Source organism: Streptomyces sp. NPDC054047, from assembly GCF_055585065.1.
Genome location: NZ_JBVJKV010000008.1, coordinates 309,068 through 328,424, shown reverse-complemented (window position 1 = coordinate 328,424; position 19,357 = coordinate 309,068). Strand labels below are relative to the sequence as shown.

General features: G+C 68.9%; 16 protein-coding genes and 1 tRNA gene. 3 read left to right on the top strand and 14 right to left on the bottom strand.

Annotated features, from left to right (window positions below; translation table 11 throughout):
• Positions 1-145: 145 nt before the first annotated feature.
• The 6 genes from thrB to ACZ6ZP_RS28155 all read right to left on the bottom strand — a co-directional run bounded on the left by thrB (position 146) and on the right by ACZ6ZP_RS28155 (position 7,401).
• Positions 146-1,063, bottom strand: a complete 918-nt coding sequence (thrB, locus tag ACZ6ZP_RS28180) for a homoserine kinase (RefSeq protein WP_351163864.1) — start codon at positions 1,061-1,063, stop codon at positions 146-148.
• 268 nt (positions 1,064-1,331) lie between these two features.
• On the bottom strand, positions 1,332-2,390 hold the full coding sequence (gene thrC, locus ACZ6ZP_RS28175; RefSeq protein WP_351163862.1) for a threonine synthase: 1,059 nt from the start codon (positions 2,388-2,390) through the stop codon (positions 1,332-1,334).
• Between the two features lie 6 nt (positions 2,391-2,396).
• Entirely contained in the window at positions 2,397-3,689 is a 1,293-nt protein-coding gene (locus tag ACZ6ZP_RS28170; RefSeq protein WP_351163860.1) for a homoserine dehydrogenase, read from the bottom strand.
• A gap of 138 nt (positions 3,690-3,827) precedes the next feature.
• On the bottom strand, positions 3,828-5,219 hold the full coding sequence (lysA, locus tag ACZ6ZP_RS28165; RefSeq protein WP_351163857.1) for a diaminopimelate decarboxylase: 1,392 nt from the start codon (positions 5,217-5,219) through the stop codon (positions 3,828-3,830).
• Positions 5,220-5,263: 44 nt separating this feature from the next.
• Entirely contained in the window at positions 5,264-6,466 is a 1,203-nt protein-coding gene (gene nrtL / locus ACZ6ZP_RS28160) for an ArgS-related anticodon-binding protein NrtL (protein WP_366461210.1), read from the bottom strand.
• A gap of 425 nt (positions 6,467-6,891) precedes the next feature.
• Positions 6,892-7,401, bottom strand: coding sequence for a response regulator (locus tag ACZ6ZP_RS28155; RefSeq protein ID WP_351163852.1), 510 nt, complete (start codon positions 7,399-7,401; stop codon positions 6,892-6,894).
• 166 nt (positions 7,402-7,567) lie between these two features.
• Here ACZ6ZP_RS28155 and ACZ6ZP_RS28150 point away from each other — a divergent pair.
• The 3 genes from ACZ6ZP_RS28150 (at position 7,568) to ACZ6ZP_RS28140 (ending at position 9,578) form a co-directional block, all read left to right on the top strand.
• Positions 7,568-7,639: transfer RNA gene (locus ACZ6ZP_RS28150), tRNA-Arg, on the top strand.
• A gap of 303 nt (positions 7,640-7,942) precedes the next feature.
• On the top strand, positions 7,943-8,752 hold the full coding sequence (locus ACZ6ZP_RS28145; protein ID WP_469408829.1) for an SMODS domain-containing nucleotidyltransferase: 810 nt from the start codon (positions 7,943-7,945) through the stop codon (positions 8,750-8,752).
• Entirely contained in the window at positions 8,724-9,578 is an 855-nt protein-coding gene (locus tag ACZ6ZP_RS28140; RefSeq protein WP_469408827.1) for a hypothetical protein, read from the top strand. The genes ACZ6ZP_RS28145 and ACZ6ZP_RS28140 overlap by 29 nt, the downstream gene beginning before the upstream one ends.
• Positions 9,579-9,649: 71 nt before the next feature.
• Here the strand turns inward: ACZ6ZP_RS28140 and ACZ6ZP_RS28135 are convergent, their stop codons facing one another.
• The 8 genes from ACZ6ZP_RS28135 to ACZ6ZP_RS28100 all read right to left on the bottom strand — a co-directional run bounded on the left by ACZ6ZP_RS28135 (position 9,650) and on the right by ACZ6ZP_RS28100 (position 19,345).
• Positions 9,650-11,104: a tyrosine-type recombinase/integrase gene (locus ACZ6ZP_RS28135; protein ID WP_469408826.1), complete on the bottom strand. Its 1,455-nt coding sequence runs from the start codon at positions 11,102-11,104 to the stop codon at positions 9,650-9,652.
• The gene (locus tag ACZ6ZP_RS28130; protein ID WP_469408825.1) at positions 11,101-11,292 is read right to left on the bottom strand and encodes a helix-turn-helix transcriptional regulator; all 192 of its coding nucleotides are present in this window, start codon (positions 11,290-11,292) and stop codon (positions 11,101-11,103) included. The genes ACZ6ZP_RS28135 and ACZ6ZP_RS28130 overlap by 4 nt, the downstream gene beginning before the upstream one ends.
• A 506-nt stretch (positions 11,293-11,798) precedes the next feature.
• Positions 11,799-13,280 (bottom strand): ATP-binding protein, encoded by a 1,482-nt coding sequence (locus ACZ6ZP_RS28125; protein WP_469408823.1) that lies wholly within the window; start codon positions 13,278-13,280, stop codon positions 11,799-11,801.
• 2 nt (positions 13,281-13,282) lie between these two features.
• Complete coding sequence (locus ACZ6ZP_RS28120) at positions 13,283-14,122, bottom strand: bifunctional DNA primase/polymerase (RefSeq protein ID WP_469408821.1); 840 nt, start codon at positions 14,120-14,122, stop codon at positions 13,283-13,285.
• Positions 14,119-14,844, bottom strand: a complete 726-nt coding sequence (locus tag ACZ6ZP_RS28115) for a DNA methylase (RefSeq protein WP_469408820.1) — start codon at positions 14,842-14,844, stop codon at positions 14,119-14,121. Before ACZ6ZP_RS28115 ends, ACZ6ZP_RS28120 begins: the two co-directional genes overlap by 4 nt.
• Positions 14,845-14,932: 88 nt before the next feature.
• Positions 14,933-15,247 (bottom strand): hypothetical protein, encoded by a 315-nt coding sequence (locus tag ACZ6ZP_RS28110; protein ID WP_469408818.1) that lies wholly within the window; start codon positions 15,245-15,247, stop codon positions 14,933-14,935.
• A gap of 223 nt (positions 15,248-15,470) precedes the next feature.
• Entirely contained in the window at positions 15,471-17,663 is a 2,193-nt protein-coding gene (locus ACZ6ZP_RS28105) for a hypothetical protein (RefSeq protein WP_469408816.1), read from the bottom strand.
• A 2-nt stretch (positions 17,664-17,665) separates the two neighbouring features.
• Positions 17,666-19,345, bottom strand: a complete 1,680-nt coding sequence (locus ACZ6ZP_RS28100; RefSeq protein WP_469408815.1) for a hypothetical protein — start codon at positions 19,343-19,345, stop codon at positions 17,666-17,668.
• Positions 19,346-19,357 lie beyond the last annotated feature (12 nt).

Here is a 19,357-nt window from a genome sequence, read left to right as displayed (position 1 = left end):
CAGAGCAGGTTGGGAGGCTCCCGGAAGGATGGATGTCCCGGACGGGGACACGAAGCACCTCGCCATGGTGGGGTCGGGTGCAGACTTGAGATTAACACTACCGGATCCAACAAACATTCCCCCTCTCTAATCCGGCTACCAGGTGTCAAGGCGCAAGCGGCAGCACGCTCGCACCGGTCGCGTCGAGCGCCAGACGGTTGGCCGCCCAGCCCTCGCCCGCGAGGCGTGCGACCTTGTCCGCCGCACTCTCATCGGCCAGCGCCAGGACCGTGGGTCCCGCGCCGGAGATCATGGCCGGAACGCCGTCCGCGCGCAGGCGTTCCACCAGCGCGGCGCTCTCCGGCATGGCGGGTGCGCGGTACTCCTGGTGGAGCCGGTCCTCGGTCGCGGGAAGCAGCAGCTCGGGGCGCCTGGTCAGGGCCTCGACGAGCAGTGCGGCCCGGCCCGCGTTGGCGGCCGCGTCGACGTGCGGGACGGTGCGCGGGAGCAGTCCGCGCGCGGTCTCGGTGAGGACGGGCTTGCCCGGTACGAAAACCACCGGAACGATGGAATCAGCGGGCTCCATCCTGATCGCCCGCGCCGCTCCCCCGTCCATCCAGGAGAGCGTGAAACCGCCGAGCAGACAGGCGGCGACGTTGTCCGGGTGGCCCTCGATCTCGGTGGCGAGCTCGAGCAGGGCGTTGTCGTCCAGCCGGGCGTCACCGCCTATGGTCACGGCGCGCGCGGCGACGATGCCCGCGCAGATGGCGGCGGACGAGGAGCCAAGACCCCGGCCGTGCGGAATGCGGTTGGCGCAGACGATCTCGAGCCCGCGCGGCTGTCCGCCGAGCAGGTCGAAGGCGGTACGCAGGGAACGTACAAGCAGATGCGACTCGTCGCGCGGGAGCGTCTCGCTGCCCTCACCTGCGATGTCGATGTTCAGTCCGGTGTCGGCCACCCGCACGACGACGTCGTCGTACAGACCCAGCGACAGGCCGAGGGCGTCGAAGCCCGGGCCGAGGTTGGCGCTGGTGGCGGGGACGCGCACCCGGACGGCGGCGGCGCGGAACGCGGGACCGGCCATCGCTCGATGACTCTCCTTGAGCTGCGATCTTTTGAGGACTTGCCACGTGATGAGGCACTACCCGAAGGCCGCTCTGCGGCGGCACCGCGGCATATGCGGCGGGGCGGGTTCGGTACAGCCTATCGAAGGAAGGTTCTGTGGCGACATAGGGCGCACAGGAGGCGCACGATGCGTGTCGTAAGCCCCCTGTGCACCCCCTGTACGGAGTTGCGGGTCTTCCGGGTGGTTATGCCCGGCGTCCGGTTGTCGCCGTCCCGGACCGGAAAATCTACGCCAGGCCCAGACGCTCGGCCGCCGCGGCCGAGTCGACCGGAACCGTGACCGGCTGCGGCGCGCCGGCGACGGCCCAGTCCGGGTCCTTGAGGCCGTTTCCGGTGACGGTGCAGACGATGCGCTGCCCCTTGTCGACCTTGCCCTGCTCGGCCGCCTTCAGCAGACCGGCGACGGAAGCGGCCGACGCCGGCTCGACGAAGACACCCTCCTGGGAGGCCAACAGCTTGTAGGCGCGCAGGATCTCACGGTCCGTCACCTCGTCGATGAAGCCGTCCGACTCGTCGCGCGCGTCGAGGGCGTACTGCCACGACGCGGGGTTGCCGATGCGAATCGCGGTGGCGATGGTCGACGGGTCCTTGACGATCTCGCCGCGCACGATGGGCGCGGAACCGGAAGCCTGGAAGCCCCACATGCGAGGAGTGCGCGTCGAGACCGAGTCGGCGGCGTACTCCTTGTAGCCCTTCCAGTAGGCCGTGATGTTGCCCGCGTTGCCCACCGGGAGCACGTGGATGTCGGGGGCGTCACCGAGCGCGTCGACGATCTCGAACGAGGCGGTCTTCTGGCCCTCGATGCGGAACGGGTTCACCGAATTGACCAGCGCCACCGGGTAGTTCTCGGAGAGCGCGCGGGCGAGGTTCAGGCAGTCGTCGAAGTTGCCGTCGACCTGGAGGATCTTCGAGCCGTAGACGAGCGCCTGGCCCATCTTGCCGAGCGCGATCTTGCCCTGCGGCACGAGGACCGCGCAGACCATTCCCGCCCGTACGGCATAGGCGGCGGCCGAGGCCGACGTGTTGCCGGTGGAGGCGCAGATGACGGCCTTGGCGCCCTCCTCCTTGGCCTTCGTGATCGCCATCGTCATGCCGCGGTCCTTGAAGGACCCGGTCGGATTGGCGCCCTCGACCTTGAGGTGCACCTCGCAGCCCGTGCGCTCGGAGAGCACCTGCGCGGGCACGAGCGGCGTGCCGCCCTCGCGCAGCGTCACGACCGGCGTCGTGGCGGAGACGGGAAGACGGTCCCGGTACTCCTCGATGATTCCGCGCCATTGGTGGGTCATTGCTGACTACTCCCCTTCAACCCGCATGATGCTGGCGACACCACGCACGGTGTCGAGATTCCGCAGCGCCTCGACGGTGCCGGTGAGGGCGGCGTCGGGCGCGCGGTGGGTGACGACGACGAGGGAGGCCTCGCCGTCCTTGCCCGTCTGACGGACCGTATCGATCGATACGCCGTGCTCGGCGAAGACCGTCGCGACCTGGGCGAGGACACCCGGCTTGTCGGCTACGTCGAGGCTGATGTGGTAGCGCGTGACGACCTCGCCCATGGAGCTCACGGGCAGCTGGGTGTACGCGGATTCGCCGGGCCCGGTGGCTTCGCCGAGCTTGTTCCGGCAGACGGCGACGAGGTCGCCGAGCACGGCCGACGCGGTGGGGGCACCGCCCGCGCCGGGACCGTAGAACATGAGCTGGCCGGCGGCCTCGGCCTCGACGAACACGGCGTTGTACGCCTCGCGGACCGACGCCAGCGGATGGCTGAGCGGAATCATCGCGGGGTGCACGCGCGCGGTCACCGACCCGCCGTGGGCGGCGCGCTCACAGATGGCGAGGAGCTTGATGGTGCAGCCCATGCGCTTCGCCGACGCGAAGTCGGCGGCGGTCACCTCGGTCATGCCCTCGCGGTAGACGTCGTCGAGACGCACGCGCGTGTGGAAGGCGATGCCGGCCAGGATCGCGGCCTTGGCGGCGGCGTCGAAGCCTTCGACGTCGGCGGTCGGGTCCGCTTCGGCGTACCCGAGCGCGGTGGCCTCGTCGAGCGCTTCCTGATACCCGGCACCGGTGGTGTCCATGGCGTCGAGGATGAAGTTGGTCGTGCCGTTCACGATGCCGAGGACGCGGTTGACCTTGTCACCGACGAGGGACTCGCGCAGCGGCCGGATCAGCGGGATCGCACCGGCGACGGCGGCCTCGTAGTAGAGGTCCCGGCCGTGCTCGAGAGCGGCGGCGTGCAGCGCGGCGCCGTCCTGGGCGATGAGCGCCTTGTTCGCGGAGACGACCGAGGCGCCGTGCTCGAACGCGGTGGTGATGAGGGTGCGGGCGGGCTCGATGCCCCCGATGACCTCGACGACGACATCAATGTCACCGCGTTTGACCAGCGCGGTCGCGTCCGTGGTGACCAGTGAGGGATCGATTCCCTCACGCACCCTCGACGGACGGCGGACGGCGACCCCGGCGAGCTCCACCGGGGCGCCGATCCTGGCCGTGAGGTCGTCGGCATGCGTCGTCATGATGCGCGCCACCTCTGAGCCGACAACCCCACAGCCCAGCAGCGCCACCTTCAGCGGACGCGTACGCATCATCCGACCTCACTTCTCATACATCTACAGTGGGACCAGTCTCGCCCACCGGATCGCAGTTTCTATCCACTGTCCGGATCGTGAGACATCTATTTCACTGGCCGATACTCTGCCAGACGTCGTTCTTCGGCAGGTATTTCCTCAGCCGACATCGAGTCGCAGGAGATCTTCCTCCGTCTCGCGCCGGACGATGACCCGCGCCCCACCGTCCCGCACGGCGACCACCGGCGGACGAAGGGCGTGGTTGTAGTTGCTCGCCATGGACCGGCAGTAAGCACCGGTCGCGGGCACGGCGATCAGGTCTCCGGGCGCGAGGTCGGCCGGAAGGAACGCGTCCTTCACCACGATGTCGCCGCTCTCGCAGTGCTTGCCGACGACACGGACGAGCATGGGCTCGGCATCGGACTCGCGCGAGACGAGCGCGACGCTGTACTCGGCGTCGTAGAGCGCGGTACGGATGTTGTCGGACATGCCGCCGTCGACGGAGACGTACGTACGCAGTCCTTCGAGGGGCTTGACGGTGCCGACCTCGTAGAGGGTGAAGGCGGTGGGCCCGACGATGGCGCGCCCCGGCTCGACGGAGATCCGAGGGGTGCGCAGATTGGCGGCCTCGCACTCCCGCGTCACGATCTCGCCGAGCGCCTTGGCGATCTCGTGCGGCTCGCGCGGGTCGTCCTCGGAGGTGTAGGCGATGCCGAGACCGCCGCCGAGGTCGATCTCGGGAAGCTCGACGCCGTGCTCGTCACGGACCTCGGCGAGCAGCTGCACCACGCGCCGGGCGGAGACCTCGAAACCGGCCATGTCGAAGATCTGCGAGCCGATGTGCGAGTGCACGCCGATGAGTTCGAGCCCGTCGAGCTGAAGGGCCCTGCGCACGGCCTCGGCGGCCTGTCCCCCGGCGAGGGCGATGCCGAACTTCTGGTCCTCGTGGGCGGTGGCGATGAACTCGTGGGTGTGGGCCTCGACGCCGACGGTCACGCGGATCTGCACGCGCTGACGGACGCCGAGCCGGTCGGCGATGTGGGCGACGCGCGCGATCTCCTGGAAGGAGTCGAGCACGATGCGGCCCACACCGGCCTCGATGGACCGCTCGATCTCTTCCTCGGTCTTGTTGTTGCCGTGGAAGGCGATGCGGTCGGCGGGCATCCCGGCGGCGAGGGCGGTGGCGAGCTCGCCGCCGCTGCACACGTCGAGATTGAGCCCCTCCTCGTGCAGCCACCGGACGACGGCGCGCGAGAGGAAGGCCTTCCCGGCGTAGAAGACGTCGGCGTCGGAGCCGAAGGCGCCGCGCCAGGCGTGGCAGCGGGCGCGGAAGTCGGCCTCGTCGAGGAAGTAGGCGGGGGTGCCGAACTCCTCGGCGAGCCGGGTCACCTCCATGCCGCCGACGGTGACGACACCGTCGGCGTTGCGCGCGACGGTCTGCGACCAGACCTTCGGGTCCAGGGAGTTCAGGTCGGCGGCCGGGGCGGTGTAGTGCCCTTCGGGCACTACGTCGGCGTGGCGGGGCCCGGCGGGGTGTGCGGAACGGCTCATGTCGCGTTCGTCTCTCTCACTTCATTCACGTCTGTCTTCACGTGTCACAAGTACTCGGGGGCACTGATGCCGAGCAGGGACAGGCCGCCTGCGAGCACCGTCCCGGCGGCTTCGGCGAGCGCGAGCCGGGCGCGGTGGGCGGCCAAGGGTTTCTCGTCACCAAGCGGCAGTACGGCGGGCTGAAAGGCGAGGAAGGCATCGGCCGTGCCGACGAGATGCCGGGCGAGACGATCGGGAGCGCGGTGCCGGGCGGCCGCGGCCAGGACGCGGGGGTGATCGGCCAGGGCGTCGAGGAGGTCCCGCGCTTCCGGCCCGGCTATGTCACCCAGGTCGCCGGGGGCGCCGTGGAAACCGAGGGCGGCGGCGCCGCGGGTGAGGGCACGGGTGCGGGAGTGGGCGTACCGCACGCGGAAGAGGGGGTTGGCCTCGCGCTGGACGAGGTGCTCGTCGCCGATGCGGGGCCGGTCGCGGGCGGCGGGATGCAGGAGGGCCCAGCGGGCGGCGTCGCGGCCGAGGGGGGTGGGGTCCTGCGGGGCGGGGACGGGGCGGAGGGTGTGGATCTCGGCGGGGGGCTTCCCGTGGGCGTCGACGCGTACGCCGAGGGCGCCCCAGCCGGCGTCGGGGGCCTCGTCGCAGGTGACCCGTACGAGAGCGCCCTGGGAGAGAAGGACGCGGCGAAGGGAGTCGGCGATGACGGCGGCGCGGATTTCGCGGGGGAAGTGGAGCTGGTGGGCTCCGCCGGAGCCGGGGGGGAGGTGACCGTAGGAGGCACCGCGGTCGAGTACGTCCCGCACGAGGGCGGCCCCTCCGAGGGCGGCGGTGCTTCCCGGGCCGCCGCTGCCGTCGCCACCCCGGTCGAGGGTGATGTTGAGGAAGCCGGGCCCGGTGATGTCGATGGCGGCGATACCGGGCTCGGCGACGAGCCGCGGGGACAGCACTTCGGCAACTTCCCGGGGCGACCGCCCGGCGGCGCGGGCGACCTGCAGGGCGACGTTGGTGGCGTAATCCCCGCAGCCACCGGGTCGGGGCCGCTCGATGACGACACGCGGGGTCGTGCGCGGGTCGGCGGAGCCGCTGGGGGCGGGGGCGCCGGGGCCGGAGTCTCCGGGGCTGGGGTCACCGGGGCCGGAGTCACCGGGGCCGGGGTCACCGGAGTCGTCAAGATCACCAAGGCCGCTGAGCTCGCCGTCGTCAACGGCGCGGCGCATGGCGCGCAGCACGGTGCGGGAGAGCTCGACGGGGGTCACGGGTCAAGCGTATGGGAGGAGGGGGGTGGGGACGCGACCCGGTTTCCCGGATGGTCCGGGATGTGGACGGGGGAGGCGCCCGGGGGGGGGGGGGGGAGGCGGCCGGCGGTCCTGGCTGGCTGTGGTGCCTGGGGGTGGAGCTGGCGGGGGGGCGGCTTCGGGGAGGGATCCCGCCCGGCGGGGGTGCGAGGCTCCACGGTGGGGCGGCTGCGGGGGGCTCGGGTGGGGGGTCTGCCGCTCGTGGCCGGGGTCTGCGGGCCCGGCGGCAGCGGGTGCGGAGGGGCCCGGGTGAGAGTTGAAGCTCCCAGTAGGGGGGCTGCGGAGGCCGGGGGCTTCGGCTCCCGGCGTTGGCGGCTGCGGGCGGGGACTGGATCAAGGGAGGAGCCGTGTCAGCCGCGGGGCGCGGCTACGGGCAGGGGGGCGGGTCAGCCGCCGGGGCGGCCTGCGCGCTCGGCCTCACCGGCGGCCCCCCATTCGCTGCCGACGGCACCACCACGCCCACCTCCACCACTGCCATGCTCCATCAACTGCCGTACGATCCCGAGCAGTTCGGCAGGTTCAAAGGGCTTGGCAAGGAAGGCGTCCACCCCGACCTCGAGCCCGCTCTCCACCTCGTACTGGGTGCAGGCGCTGACAATGACGATGGGCAGATGCCGGGTCCGCGGATCGGAGCGCAGCCGAGCGGCGGTACGCAGCCCGTCGAGACGGGGCATCACCACGTCGAGCGTGACGACATCGGGCCTGACCTGGTTCACCACATCCAGGCACTCGGCACCATCGGCCGCGGTCACGACCTCGAAGCCCTCCAGCTCGAGGTTGACCCTGATCAGTTGCCGGATGACCTTGTTGTCGTCCACAACAAGCACGCGGCCGGACACGCCTGACACAACTCGAGAGTAGGTCCGCGCCCGCCGCCGCGTCCGGGTTTTCCCCACTTCCGCCCCGTGCGGGGGAGCCGGCCGCGGAACCAAGGGTGACGCCTGGGACGCAGGGTGCGGATGCGTCCGCCCCCACGGCCCCGGAGTGCGGAAATACCTGTTCATGGGGAGCCGTTAGGAGCTGGTAGGGTTCTACACGTCGCCGCGCAAGCCGCGCTGACACGCCCCCGTAGCTCAGGGGATAGAGCAACGGCCTCCGGAGCCGTGTGCGCAGGTTCGAATCCTGCCGGGGGCACTTCGCAGCAACCAGCACGATCAAGTCGCTGACCTGCACGAGTGCCACGCACAAAGAGCCGGACTCAGTCCCACTGAGTCCGGCTCTTTGTCGTTGTCTGTCACTGATCGCGAGTGAGTGGCGAGTGAGATCCTGACGTCACCGAGCACCCGGACGCCTGCCTCGAACCCCGGCTTCGACGCGAGCCACGTCAGCAGAATCACCATGACCCGGACGTAGCGACTGTGGCACGCGCCGACATGCGGCACACTGTGGCTCTATCAGCACAAAGGCTTCCCACGGGACTCGAATGCTCCTCTCAAAATGACGCACTCAATCGCAGATTTGTTTGACGACTTCCTTCAATACATCACATTGTCAGACGGCGAAAAGGCGACTGCTCTTGAACAGGGGCGACGCCTTTCGCAAAAGATCGAGCAACGACCTGAGGTGCGAGAGTGCCTCATTACGGGATCCATGACGAGGTCTACAGCTATCCGTAGATTCTCGGACGTTGACATCGTGGCCGTCATTGAATCAGAAAATCAACTTGCACGGGCAGACGCCACAACGCTCGTAACTTCTGTCGCAAATATTCTGCGAGAGACAGAGTCACACGTGGAGGTATCCGAAAATGCCGTTCGCATTCTTGCCGCAGGTGACGTCACAGTCGATGTCCTAGCTGCAATTCACTCCGGAACTAATAGCGTAGATGACGACGTATACCGGATCCCCACTCCAAATCAAGACGGATGGGAAGCATACGCCCCCGAAGAGCAATCTAGAAGAGTCAGAGAAGCCACTGAGCACCTCGGCGACGACTTCAAGAAGTTGATTCGGCTGTGCAAGTGGTGGAGCAAAACTCACGGCCAACCAGTTTCGTCCCACGATATCGAGCTTATTGCCTACAAGACATTCACGGATGACATTCCAGAATTCCCGCTCGCAGTCATCGAGATGCTTACTTCTATCGAGCGTTCAATCGATACGAATTCACCGAAGGTGTTGACCTTACTAGAATCCAAGAGGATCGCCAAAGAAGCGTATTTTAGCGAAAAGTCTGGCGACACTCAGAAGTCTACCGAACTATGGGGGAGGCTATTCGGTGACCACTTCTCAACTGTCATCACTTAAGGTGATCGGCCTAGCAGATAGCCAGCTAGAAAAGGCGGGATACTGGTACAAATGGGGCCGCAGACTGCCCATCGCCACTTTCCTTTTGAGTACAGCGTCAATCTTTATATCGAATCCCTACACGTATATTCCAGCCCTGCTGGCACTCGTAGTTCAAGTCTGCTCTTGGGTATTCAGAGACAACGCAGGGGATTTTCACAGTAACGGCGAAGAAGGAAGAACACACGGGCTCTCACTAAATGCGTTAGGGAGCACCGATGAACGCCTTGAACTGAATAGATGGCTTAGCCGTGCCAGTTCCGCCTCTGCTCAGCAGACCGCAGAACCAGCAGCAGCGGACTACTTCGCAAGCAGCTCACCTACCGGCATGCGAAGACTGTGCGATCATCTGCAAGAGAACGCGTTTTGGAATATGCACCAGTATCGGAAAACTGCGGCATACTATGCACGGATTCTCTGGGCATTCGCCGGAATGACGTTCGTCCTCATTCTCGTGGCAATCCCTCTCGCCTCCGGAGATCGCAGCCTCATCTTGGCTCGCGTACTCGTAGCGGCCCTCGCGTCAGGTGCGGCACTAACTCAGTTCAGCGAGGTTCGGTCATGGAAATCAGCCGAGGAAAAAAGTGAGCGTCTATATATTCGCCTCGATGCGCTGGCCGCATTATCCGAGGAAGAGCTGAGAAGGGATAAGCTCGGCACAATTCTTGCGGTATACGGCGAATACCGCGTGACTACAGCCAGCGCACCACCTATCCCAAAATGGCTATACGACCGCGAAAAAGAACACCTGAATTATCTATGGTCCCAGCGAACGATCGCTGCATGACAGACAGGAGGAGAGCGGCGGCCGACTATAGGGATACCCCTGACAAGCCGCCACTCTCCGCTTGATTCACTTCAGTCTATCCACCCCATAGCGCGTTCGATTTTCGCGTTATTGACTTCCTCATGACCATCAATGCAACCCTCGTAGCGGCGGTGGATGACCTCCGGGGAGTTGCCCGCACGGCGGGCTACTTCGGCCACCGGGACCCCAGCGTTCAACCAGTTCGTGATGCAGGTATGCCGAAGGTCGTAGGGCCGGTGCGCGAGCGGGGAATCCGTCTTGTCCGGTGGGAGCGCGATGGGTCTTGCTTCCTGCCACACCCTCCAGTAACTAGAGGTCCCAAGAACGCCACCGCGCTCGTTGGCGAAGAGCCTGCCGTCCTTGGCCGTACCGAACTCCTTGATGTGCTCCCGGAGCATCGCGACCAGCAGCGGCGGTATGGGAACAGGCCGGTCGGCCTTGACCTCACGCGACTTGAGCCCCCGCTTGTCGTGGCGCTGCCCCGAATCGGTCCACTTCTTGCCGGACACCGGGCGGGTTTCCCGGAGGGTGAGGGTCCCCCAACCCGTCTCGGGCAGGTAGCAGTCCTTCTCGCGCAGCCCGACAGCTTCCGCCGGCCTCATTGCGGCGTAGAGCTGGCAGCCGAAAAAAGCGACTAGTCGACGGCCACGATTGCGGTGCACGGACCCTACGTACGAGACAGCAGCCAGGAGCTGGATTCCCTGAACCGCGTTCACCAGAACTCTGGGGTCCACGACGTCGCCACGGGCGGACCCCGAGCGCTTCACGCCCGCGAGCGGGTTGGTGTCCAGGTACCCGTTTTCGATCGCGTACTCCATGGCGGTGTTGAAGCCGCGACGGCGCCGCTTGTACGTCTCCCCCGCCGCCGGAGTGTCGTCCAACTTGAACGAGAGCCGGTACTGGACGTCGCGGACCATCTTGGGGTCAGTCAGGGCCGACAACGGCAGCGAGCGTTGCTCAAGCCACGCGCACGCGACCGCGAGATCTCTGGGAGGTTCTTCGCCCCGGTGTGCCGGCACAACGGCCCATCGCATCGCGAGGCGGATCTCTTCGAGTGTCGGCGGCTTCTTCCCGTCGCCCATCATGGCGAGCGCGACCGTGGCGAGGCTGTCCGCCACCCCTTCTCGGGTCTTAGCCGCGGAGGTGCGCCAGCGGCTGGCCATGTACTCGCGACTGAAGTCCCACCACGAAGGGTCGGGTCTGGTGTCCGCTCGTGCGGCAGCCGCCCTGAGCTCAGACTCCGGAAGCCCAGTCTCGACGTCGAATGCCTCGCCCTTGACCATCGCCTTCCACAGCTCGGAGCGACGGTGCTCGGCGAGGGTGACCGTGGGGAAGCTCGCCGTTTTGACCTTCCCTGCCACGAGCCAACGAAGTTGGTACGGAGCCTTCTTGCTACGTACTTGGTTGACCTTCCATACCCGCACGTCCGTCGACAGATTCGGTTCCTCGGCCGCGGGCGGGCGCCCGCTCCCGCGGGCGCCCTTCGAGGTGTTCCGGTGGGTCATGCAGCCTCTCCCAGCGCCTCGATCCAGCGCTCCAGTTCGGAGCGACGGATGCGTACGGAGCCGTTGGGGAGCTTGATGGCCTTGGGCCCCTTCCTGAGCTGTCGCCAGCGGTAGAAGGTCGCTCGCGGGACGCCGATTTCTGCGATGACCTCGGGAATCGTCAGCATTTCGTCGCGGGACTTGGCCACGACTCCTCCTTGGATGTGCGGTGGGCGCGACCACATGGGGTGTGCCGCGAAGGAAGGTTGGGCGAACGAGGGGTCACCGACCTCGGTGGCAGGCGTCGCGTCTGTCCGAGGCTCGGATTTCTGCGTCACCGCGTCACCTGTGTCATTCAAGCTTCTGACCTGCGGTTATCGGTGACGGAGCACGGTTGGGGTGCGTCACCGCCGCGTCACCTGCGTCACTGGTGGGTGACGCAGGTGACGCACGATGACGCAGACGGTCGGGCTCTGCGTCACCCCCTTCTTGGCTGGTCAGGAGCCGTTTCCCGGCGTGGGTGACGCAGGTGACGCAGCGGTTCCCTACTTAGGAAAGAGGGGGGTGGTGTCTGTTGTTGTGCGCGCCTCAGGACGTGAAGAAGGAGCCGCTGCGCGGCACGTCCTTCGGGCGGTGCTGCGCACCGAACAGTAAGAGGAGCACCCTCGCGCGTCGCGACGGGTGCTCCTCTTGCTGTTGTGCGGTGACCTGGTGGTCAGAACGCCGCTTCCTGCTCCGGCTGCGGTCCGGATGCGGGCTCGGGATCGGTGAGTTCGATGTAGCGGGCCTCGCGGGTGCGTCCCCAGTCGACGACCAGGCCGCGGGCGGCGAGGGTGGGCTGAAGGCGCTTGAGGCGGTCGGAGAGCACCTTGCCGGTGGTGGGCCACCCCTTCGGGAGCGGTCGGCAGTCCTCGCCGCTGTAGAGCCGCGTGAGGAGGTTCAGCCACTCCGCGGACGTCATCCGCTCCTGTGCCCCGGCGGGCATGCCGGCCGCGTATTGGAGCACGGTCTGCGCGAGCAGGTCGCCCTCGATGACGTCGTCGTTCAGGTCGTCCAGCCCGGCCCGGTAGGCCTGAAGCGCTCCGAGCCCGGTCGCCTTGTCGAGTTGCGCGCACAGGTGGGCGAAGTCCGCCATGCGCAGATCCGTCGGCGTCTCCGCGGCGGCGGCGCGGACTTTGACGGTCAGGTCGAGCAGGGAGCCGAGAATGACGGGCAGGACTTCCGCGTACTCCGCCCACAGTTCCGCCTCGGTGCGCCGCACCTTCGGCCGTTCCAGGCGCAGCGGCAGGAGGCGTTCGGCGAGGTCGGGGCGGATGACGCCGACGTCGATGCCGGTCAAGAGGAGGGGGCGGCGGTAGCGGGCGCGGAAGACGTCTCCGTCGGTGAACAGGGCGCGCTTGACGGACTCGGCTCCGGTGACGATGCAGCACATGGCGTCGGAGAGGTCCGGGGCCATGTGGGAGAGGTTGTCCAGCGCAGTGATCCAGCCCGCGGCGACCGCGGCGATCAGGTTGTCCTCGTCCTTCGGTGCCCGGCGCAGGTCACTGCTCATGCCTTCGATGATGCGGATGAGCATCCGGCCGGCGGTGGACTTGCCCGCGCCCTGGGGGCCGGTGAGGAAGGGGGCGGGGACGGGCACGGAGGGTTCAAGGCAGCCGATGAGCCAGGCCATGGTCAGGGATTCGGTGTCGGCGTTGGCGAAGTTGCACAGCCTGAACAGCAGGTCGATGCCCTTGCCGTTGGTGTCCTTGGCCGGGAGGGGGAGTTCACCGGTGAGCTGGGTGCGGCGCCAGCAGACCTCTTGCGGGTCGGGGACGGCGATGTCCCAGCCGGTGGGGTGGATGCGGACGGACTGACCGTCGTTGCGGCCCAGGTCCAGCCAGGTGGCCCCGTCGAAGCCGGGGGCGACGCGGATGTTGACGGGCTGGACCTGCTCGGTGAGGGCGAGTGCTTCGATCAAGTCGAGTGCCTCCTTCAAAGCGGTGCCGTTGAACATGCCGATCCCGTCCTTGAACAGGCCGACCATGAGTTCTTGGCGGTGGCTTCCCGTGGTGCCCTGGGAGCGGATCGGGCGGGCCACGGGGTGGCCCTTGCGCTGGGCGTAGACGGTGCCGTCTGCGGTGCGGAAGTAGCGGAAGCGCTCTTGCGCGTAGTCCGCGATGACCTTCCGGGCCGGGTTCTTGTCGTCGTCTTCCATGCTCAAAGCCCCAATTGAGTGCGCGCGTTGGTCCACGCGTCGGTGCAGTGACGCGACGTCTCGCCCTTGGTCTGCGCGGCGGTGAACAAGCGCGCGATGTGGTCCTCGGTGAGGCAGCCGCACCGGCCGTGCGTAGAGAGCACGGCGAGAAACGTGGTGTAGACGGTGGTATGCACGCCGCTGGTGGTGTCGGTGATGCGCTGCTCGGCCATCGCGATACCGCGCTCCAGGAAGGCGGGCGTGCGGTGCCGGCACTGCCCGCCGCCGGTCGGTGCGGCCGCGGTGACGGCCTGCGGCACTGTCCGGACCGCGGGGGGTTCCTTCATGGCCAGCGCGCGGACCGTGTCCGGCAGTGCGGTCATGGTGCCGGTGCCGAAGCCGAGCCAGCGGGCGTAGGCCATGGTGGATTTGATGTCCACGCCGGGGCGGACACCGTTGGCGGACGGCATCCGCCCGAGGTAGAGCCAGTGCTCGCCGCGCGTCGTGGCCACGATCTGGGTGGCGGGCAGGGTCTCGCGCGCCCACGTCACAGCGTCGGCGTCGTCGAGGTCGACCACGGTGAGCCCGGCGCCGCCGGGGTGGTAGGCGACCGCGGCAGCCACCCCCCACGCGCGCCGCCAGACCCCGGAGGCGATGACGTCCGGGTCGGTGGTCGCGGCGGCCCATGCGTGGCAGGGGCCGGGACAGACGCACTGACCGGGGACCTTCATGTTCGGCCGGCCGCCGCACACGTTGCCGGTGCAGCGGCGGCAGTTGCCGAACGGGACCTTTCCGGCCCGCAGCGGCAGCGCCGGGAGGCCGAATGCGACGAGATCGAGCGCGGTCCTCAGGTGCTCATTCACGCCGCCACCCCCACCATGAGGGTGGTGAGGAATGCGCGGCCGATGTGCTGGGTGTAGGCGGGCGGGATGGCCTCGGTCAGTTCCTCGCGGACGTCGGTCCAGTCGATGCCCATCGCGGCCTGAAGCTCCGGGACGGACGGCTTGCCCCCGCCGTTGCCGTAGGCGGCCACATACGGACCGTCGTAGAAGCGACCGTGCCGGTAGCCACGCACGCGGCCCCGGTGGGGGACGTGCGCTGGCTGCTCGATGCTCCAGCCGCCCAACTCGAAGTTGCGGTGACGGATCACCCCGAGCCCGAACATCTCCCCGCACAGCGTGAGATCTTTGCGGATCTCCGCGCGCCCGTTGGGCTGCTCGATCACGTACGGCAGACCCGTGCGCTCCAGCAGCTCACGGGTGGGCGCCACCAGATCGGCATGCGTGCCGCCCCAGCCCTGCGACTGGTTGGTGCCCACGGTCAGAGCGCACCCCGCCTGGCACGGGCAGGAAGCGTGCACGAACGCGTACCGCTCGATCTCGCCCGAGGCGATGAGGTGCGCGAGGTATTCCAGGGCATCGCCCCGGTGGTAGGGGAAGGGGTAGTTGGGCCGGTCGGCGATGTCGCAGCCGCGCACGCGGAAGCCAGCGCGGGCGTAGCCGGTGGCGGCGCCGCCGGCGCAGGAGAACAGGTCCAGCAGTAACGGCCGGTGGCCGTCTCGCCGGATGTCGGTGGGTTGCGTCATGCTGGAGTCCTCCACAGGTCTGTAGGGATCGGGTGGACAAGGGCGGCCCCGCTTCTTTGGCGAGAGGGAGGAGCCGCCCTTGGCGTAGCTACTGGCCCTTGTGGCGAGCGAGTTTGAGGGTGATGCCGCCGACGCCGATGGGTCCGGCCGCACCGGCGACGGTGGTCGCCACGTGGGTGCCGTAGTCGACCAGGGCGAGGAGGGCGGCGATCAGTCCCCAGCAGCCCAGGGCCGCGGCCCCCGCAATGGCGAGGGGAACGGCGACCTTCCGCCACGGGATGCCGTGGTGCTGGGTGGTGGTCTGGACGACGATGACGACCGGGTGGCCGGTTGCCTCGGCGCGGCGGTAGGCGTCGGCGGGGATGTGCGGGGCGAGGATCCCGGGCGGTTCGGTGCGGTGCATGTGGTGCTCCCTTCCGGGGGGCCGGGACGACCGGGCGCCCGCACAGAAGCGTTCCGTGCGGGCGCCCGGCGGTGACGGTGTGTGGTCGTAGTGGCTAGTGCCTACTGGCTACTGGCTAGTGCCAAAACCCCTCGTGGGGGCCGCTGGTGGGCAGTAGAGGGGTGTTCTACTGGCTAGTGGCAAGTTGGCTGTAGCCACTAGCCAGTAGCGCTCTGTGAGGGGCTCAGGCGTGATCGGGATGGACGTAGACCGAGTGCGGCCCGTTGTCCCGGTAGACCAACTCGCCCCGCTCGGCCGCGGCCTTGAGCGCGTCGCGGACGGCTTGGCGGCTGCGGCCGACCAGGTCGGCGACGGCGGAGGGCTTCATGCCCATCGCGCCGGCCGACTCGATCGCGTCGATCGCCTCCCCGAGCCACTCCGGACCGCTCTCGCCCCCGCTCCCGCTCTCCCTGGAATCGGGGGCGGGCTGCTCGCCCTCGGTGTTGCGGAAGGCGGACAGGTTCAGCCCCGGCCGCTCCGGGCGCGGCTCGCGTCGCTGGGGGCGGGGTTCTTCGGTGGTGCCGAACTGCGCGTCGATCTGTTTCCGGAAGCGGGCGGCGAGTTCGTCTTCCGCACTCGGCGCGGCCCCGGCGCTCTGGTTCGGCTGCTCGCGCAGTGCGGACAGGTTCAGCCCGCGCTGCGCGCCCGCAGAATCGCCCCCGGCCGCCGCCGGGCCCTGCCCGCTGGAGACAGGAGCGGCGTCGGGTGAGCGCATCCAGGCGATGCGGTCGGCGTCCCAGCGCCGCGCATACGCCTGCCCGGCCGCCTTGGCGGACACGGCATCCAACCGCGGGTGCCGTTCCGAGGTGGCGGTGACGATCTCGCGGATCTGCTGGGGAAGGACCCGCCACACCTTGAACAGCCCGACCGGGGATTCTGGGGTGGCCATGAACCCGGAGCCCTTGTAGGGGGCCTGTTCGGGTCGCAGGCCGCGGGAGCCGGGGAACATCTTGGACAGGTCCATGCCCTCGGTCTCGCCGCCGGTGAGGGCGGCGCGCACCTTGGCTTCCCGGCGGATCATCAGGTTGCCGAGCACGGAGCCGGTGGCGCCCAGGGCGGTGAGGACGGTGCGCACGCCCATCGCGCGGGAGATCCGGATCACTTCGAGGATCTTCTCCGCGAGCTTGCGCATCTGCCGGTCGCTACTGACCAGGATTTCCGCGCCTTCGTCGATGACCAGCTCGATCTGCGGGATGCCCGCGCTGATGGGCAGCAGGTCGGTGTTCTCCCGCGCGAGCAGCTCCTGGTAGGCGACCTTGCGGTGCCGGGCCACCGCGAGTGCAGTGTCCAGCATCGTCAGGGCTTCCTGGTGGGTGGAGGCGAGCCAGTCGATGCCCGGCCGCACGGGACGCCCCGAGCCGCTGGATTCGAGGGCGGGCAGCACCCAGGGCAGGCCAGCCGATCCGGCGTTCAGGTCGATCACCCAGGTGAGCACGTCGGTGGCGCGGGCGAACCCGGCCAGGATGACGTGGACCATGTTGGTCTTGCCCGATCCGGTGGGGCCGACCACCAGCGCGCACTGCTCGCGCAGGTAGGTCAGGATCTCCTCGGCGTTGGAGCGGTAGCCCCACGGGATGCCGGTGTGGATGGACAGCGGCCCGTACCCGGTGGGGTAGGTGGATTCCTTCATCAGGACGTTGACGGTGCCGACGTCGATGAGGGTGCGGCCCTGGTGGACGCCGGGCCCGGCGGTGACGGTGCAGCCGTGCGGCAGCCGCGCGTCGGAGGACAGTGCTGCGGACTTCTTGGCGATCGCGTCGTAGACGGCGCCGCCGGGCAGCTCCGCGTCGATGGTGAACCCGGTCCCCGCCTCCCACTTCTCGATGGCCAGGATGCGGATGCGCAGCCCGCAGACCCGCTCGATGCGGGCCGCCCACTCCTCGGCGATCGCCCGCCGTTCGGCGGACAACTCCGCCACCACGGCGCGCTGCTCGGCCGCGATCGCTTCCTCTTCGCGGGCTTCTTCGTAGAGGTTGGTGGAGCGGGTGGCCGCGCCCATGCCGACCCCGATGGCGGCCAGGGAGCCCAGCGCCTGCCAGGTGAGGGGGCCCTGCGTCATGGCCCATGTCGTCCAGCCGCCGCCGATCAGCCAGGAAGCGGCGCGGGCGGCGATGGTGCGTCCGGCGTTGCGCAGCCGGATGCCAGCCGCGGCGTGCCCGAGTGCACCGGCGGTGCCGACGGCAAGGGCCCAGCCGGGCGGCATGCCGGTGGCGGTGCCGCAGGTAGCCACCGCGAAGGCACCGGTGGTGGCGGACAGGGCGCCGGTCACAGGTCCGTGACCGGCCGCCCAGTCCCACACCGGGCCAGTGGGCGGCTCCACCGCGGCATCGGACTTCTTGGTGCTCTTGTTCGCACTGGCCTCGGTGTGTGTCGTCATGGTCAGACGTTCCACTTCTTCTCGGCCTCGGACCCGTTGCGCGGGTCCTCGTGGCGGGCGATGTCGGCGTCGTGGACCTGCCGGAAGAACGGGCCCAACTCCACCGCCGCGTCCACGGCATTGAGCAGGGTCTTGTAGATGTCGTCGAAGCCGTCGGCGACCTGCTTGTCGAAGGCGAACTCCTGGTCCGAGCGCTCCGCGAGAATCAGGAAGGTCTTGGCGATGCACTCCAGCGCGGCGGGAAGGTTGTCGATCATCTCGACGACCTCCATGTTGGTGTCCGGGTCGTACGTCGCCGCGGCATTCTGCATCTCGCTGGCGGCCTCTTCGAACTTGAAACCAGACACGTTCACAACCTCCGAAACAGTCGGGTAGGACACCGGGATGAGCTGAGCGGGCCGTTCGACGCGATCCCCGATCGCGTCCACGCCCGCAGCGTCGGCGTCGGCCTTCGCCTCTTCCTCGCCACGGGTCTTGCGGATCTGCGCATCCCGCAGCGCGCGTTCCATGCGGGCCGCATCGACCATCCGCCGATACAGGCGGCGGCCGGGATGCACGAGCCAAGGGATGCAGAACTTGCGACCGATCGGGCTGGTCAGGCAGCCGACCAGGCCGAGCGCGCCTCCCAGGACACCGGCCAGCAGACGGCGGCCGAACATCAGGGCCGCGGAACGCCACAACGCCCACCGGGCCTTCTTGCGCGCCGGTGCCTTGCGGACGTCGGCGCGCTGGTCGGCGAGCTTGGCGTCAGTCGCGCGGTCGCGGCGATCGCGCGCCCGGTTGATCAGCGCGCGGGCCCCGGAGGCGGCCTTGCGGCCACCCCTCGCGGCGGCCCGGCCCAGCCGACCACGCCCCCGACCCTGGCCTCGGTCCTGCTTGGCCTGCCGGGCAGCAGCCTTGGCATCCCGGCGGGCATCGGCGACCGCACGGCGATCCTGCTTCGCCTGGTTGCGGGCAGCCGAGCGGGTCGGGTTCTGCCGGGCATGAGCCGCACGCGCAGCACGCGCCTGGGCCAGCTTCCCCGCCCCGCCACCGCCACCGGCACCGGCACCGGCACGGGATCCCAGCCCTTTGGGGGCCTTGTGGGCGCCGCCCGAACGACCGGCGCCGCTCGCAGGGGCCTTGTGCTTGCCCAGGCCGCCCCGTCCGGTGCCGGTCCGCCCGCCGGCCTTGGACAGCCCACTACGGCCCGAACCGGCCGAGCCGGTACGCGCGTTGCCGGTCTTGCCCCGGCTAGCGGGGCCACCCGTGCGGGAGGCTTTGCCACTCGCGCCGCCCGCTCGCGAACCGCGCCCCTGCGAAGCAGCGAGCGAGGCGGGCTTGCGGGCACCGGCTCCGGTGCTCTTGCCGGGGGCGGTAGTGCGGCCGGGTGTGGCCGCCCGCCGCTCCTCGGCCGCCAGACGGCGGGCACGGGCCAGTGTGGCGATCGTGCCCAGCAGCGCCACGCCACCGGCGGCAGCCGCCGCGCCAATAGGGCCACCGGCCAGGCCACCGGCGCCGATGACGCCGGCGGTGGTGTTCGCGCTGGACAGAGCCAGTGGCAGCACCGGGTAGCCGCCCGGTGTGTGCGCCAACTCGCCCGTCGCGGCGTCCGCTGGGCTGGGATCGGGGGTGGGTGGGGTGTCGGGGGGTGCTTCGGGAGCGGCCGGGGCCACTACCGGTTCAGTACTGAGGTCGGTCATGCTGTGTGCACT

What these genes read in the sequence shown, in the direction of transcription:
- thrB (WP_351163864.1), bottom strand. Translation starts at nt 1,063, where the DNA reads ATGGCCGGTCCCGCGTTCCGCGCCGCCGCCGTCCGGGTGCGCGTCCCC.
- thrC (WP_351163862.1), bottom strand. Translation starts at nt 2,390, where the DNA reads ATGACCCACCAATGGCGCGGAATCATCGAGGAGTACCGGGACCGTCTT.
- ACZ6ZP_RS28170 (WP_351163860.1), bottom strand. Translation starts at nt 3,689, where the DNA reads ATGATGCGTACGCGTCCGCTGAAGGTGGCGCTGCTGGGCTGTGGGGTT.
- lysA (WP_351163857.1), bottom strand. Translation starts at nt 5,219, where the DNA reads ATGAGCCGTTCCGCACACCCCGCCGGGCCCCGCCACGCCGACGTAGTG.
- ACZ6ZP_RS28145 (WP_469408829.1), top strand. Translation starts at nt 7,943, where the DNA reads ATGACGCACTCAATCGCAGATTTGTTTGACGACTTCCTTCAATACATC.
- ACZ6ZP_RS28135 (WP_469408826.1), bottom strand. Translation starts at nt 11,104, where the DNA reads ATGACCCACCGGAACACCTCGAAGGGCGCCCGCGGGAGCGGGCGCCCG.
- ACZ6ZP_RS28125 (WP_469408823.1), bottom strand. Translation starts at nt 13,280, where the DNA reads ATGGAAGACGACGACAAGAACCCGGCCCGGAAGGTCATCGCGGACTAC.
- ACZ6ZP_RS28115 (WP_469408820.1), bottom strand. Translation starts at nt 14,844, where the DNA reads ATGACGCAACCCACCGACATCCGGCGAGACGGCCACCGGCCGTTACTG.
- ACZ6ZP_RS28110 (WP_469408818.1), bottom strand. Translation starts at nt 15,247, where the DNA reads ATGCACCGCACCGAACCGCCCGGGATCCTCGCCCCGCACATCCCCGCC.
- ACZ6ZP_RS28105 (WP_469408816.1), bottom strand. Translation starts at nt 17,663, where the DNA reads ATGACGACACACACCGAGGCCAGTGCGAACAAGAGCACCAAGAAGTCC.
- ACZ6ZP_RS28100 (WP_469408815.1), bottom strand. Translation starts at nt 19,345, where the DNA reads ATGACCGACCTCAGTACTGAACCGGTAGTGGCCCCGGCCGCTCCCGAA.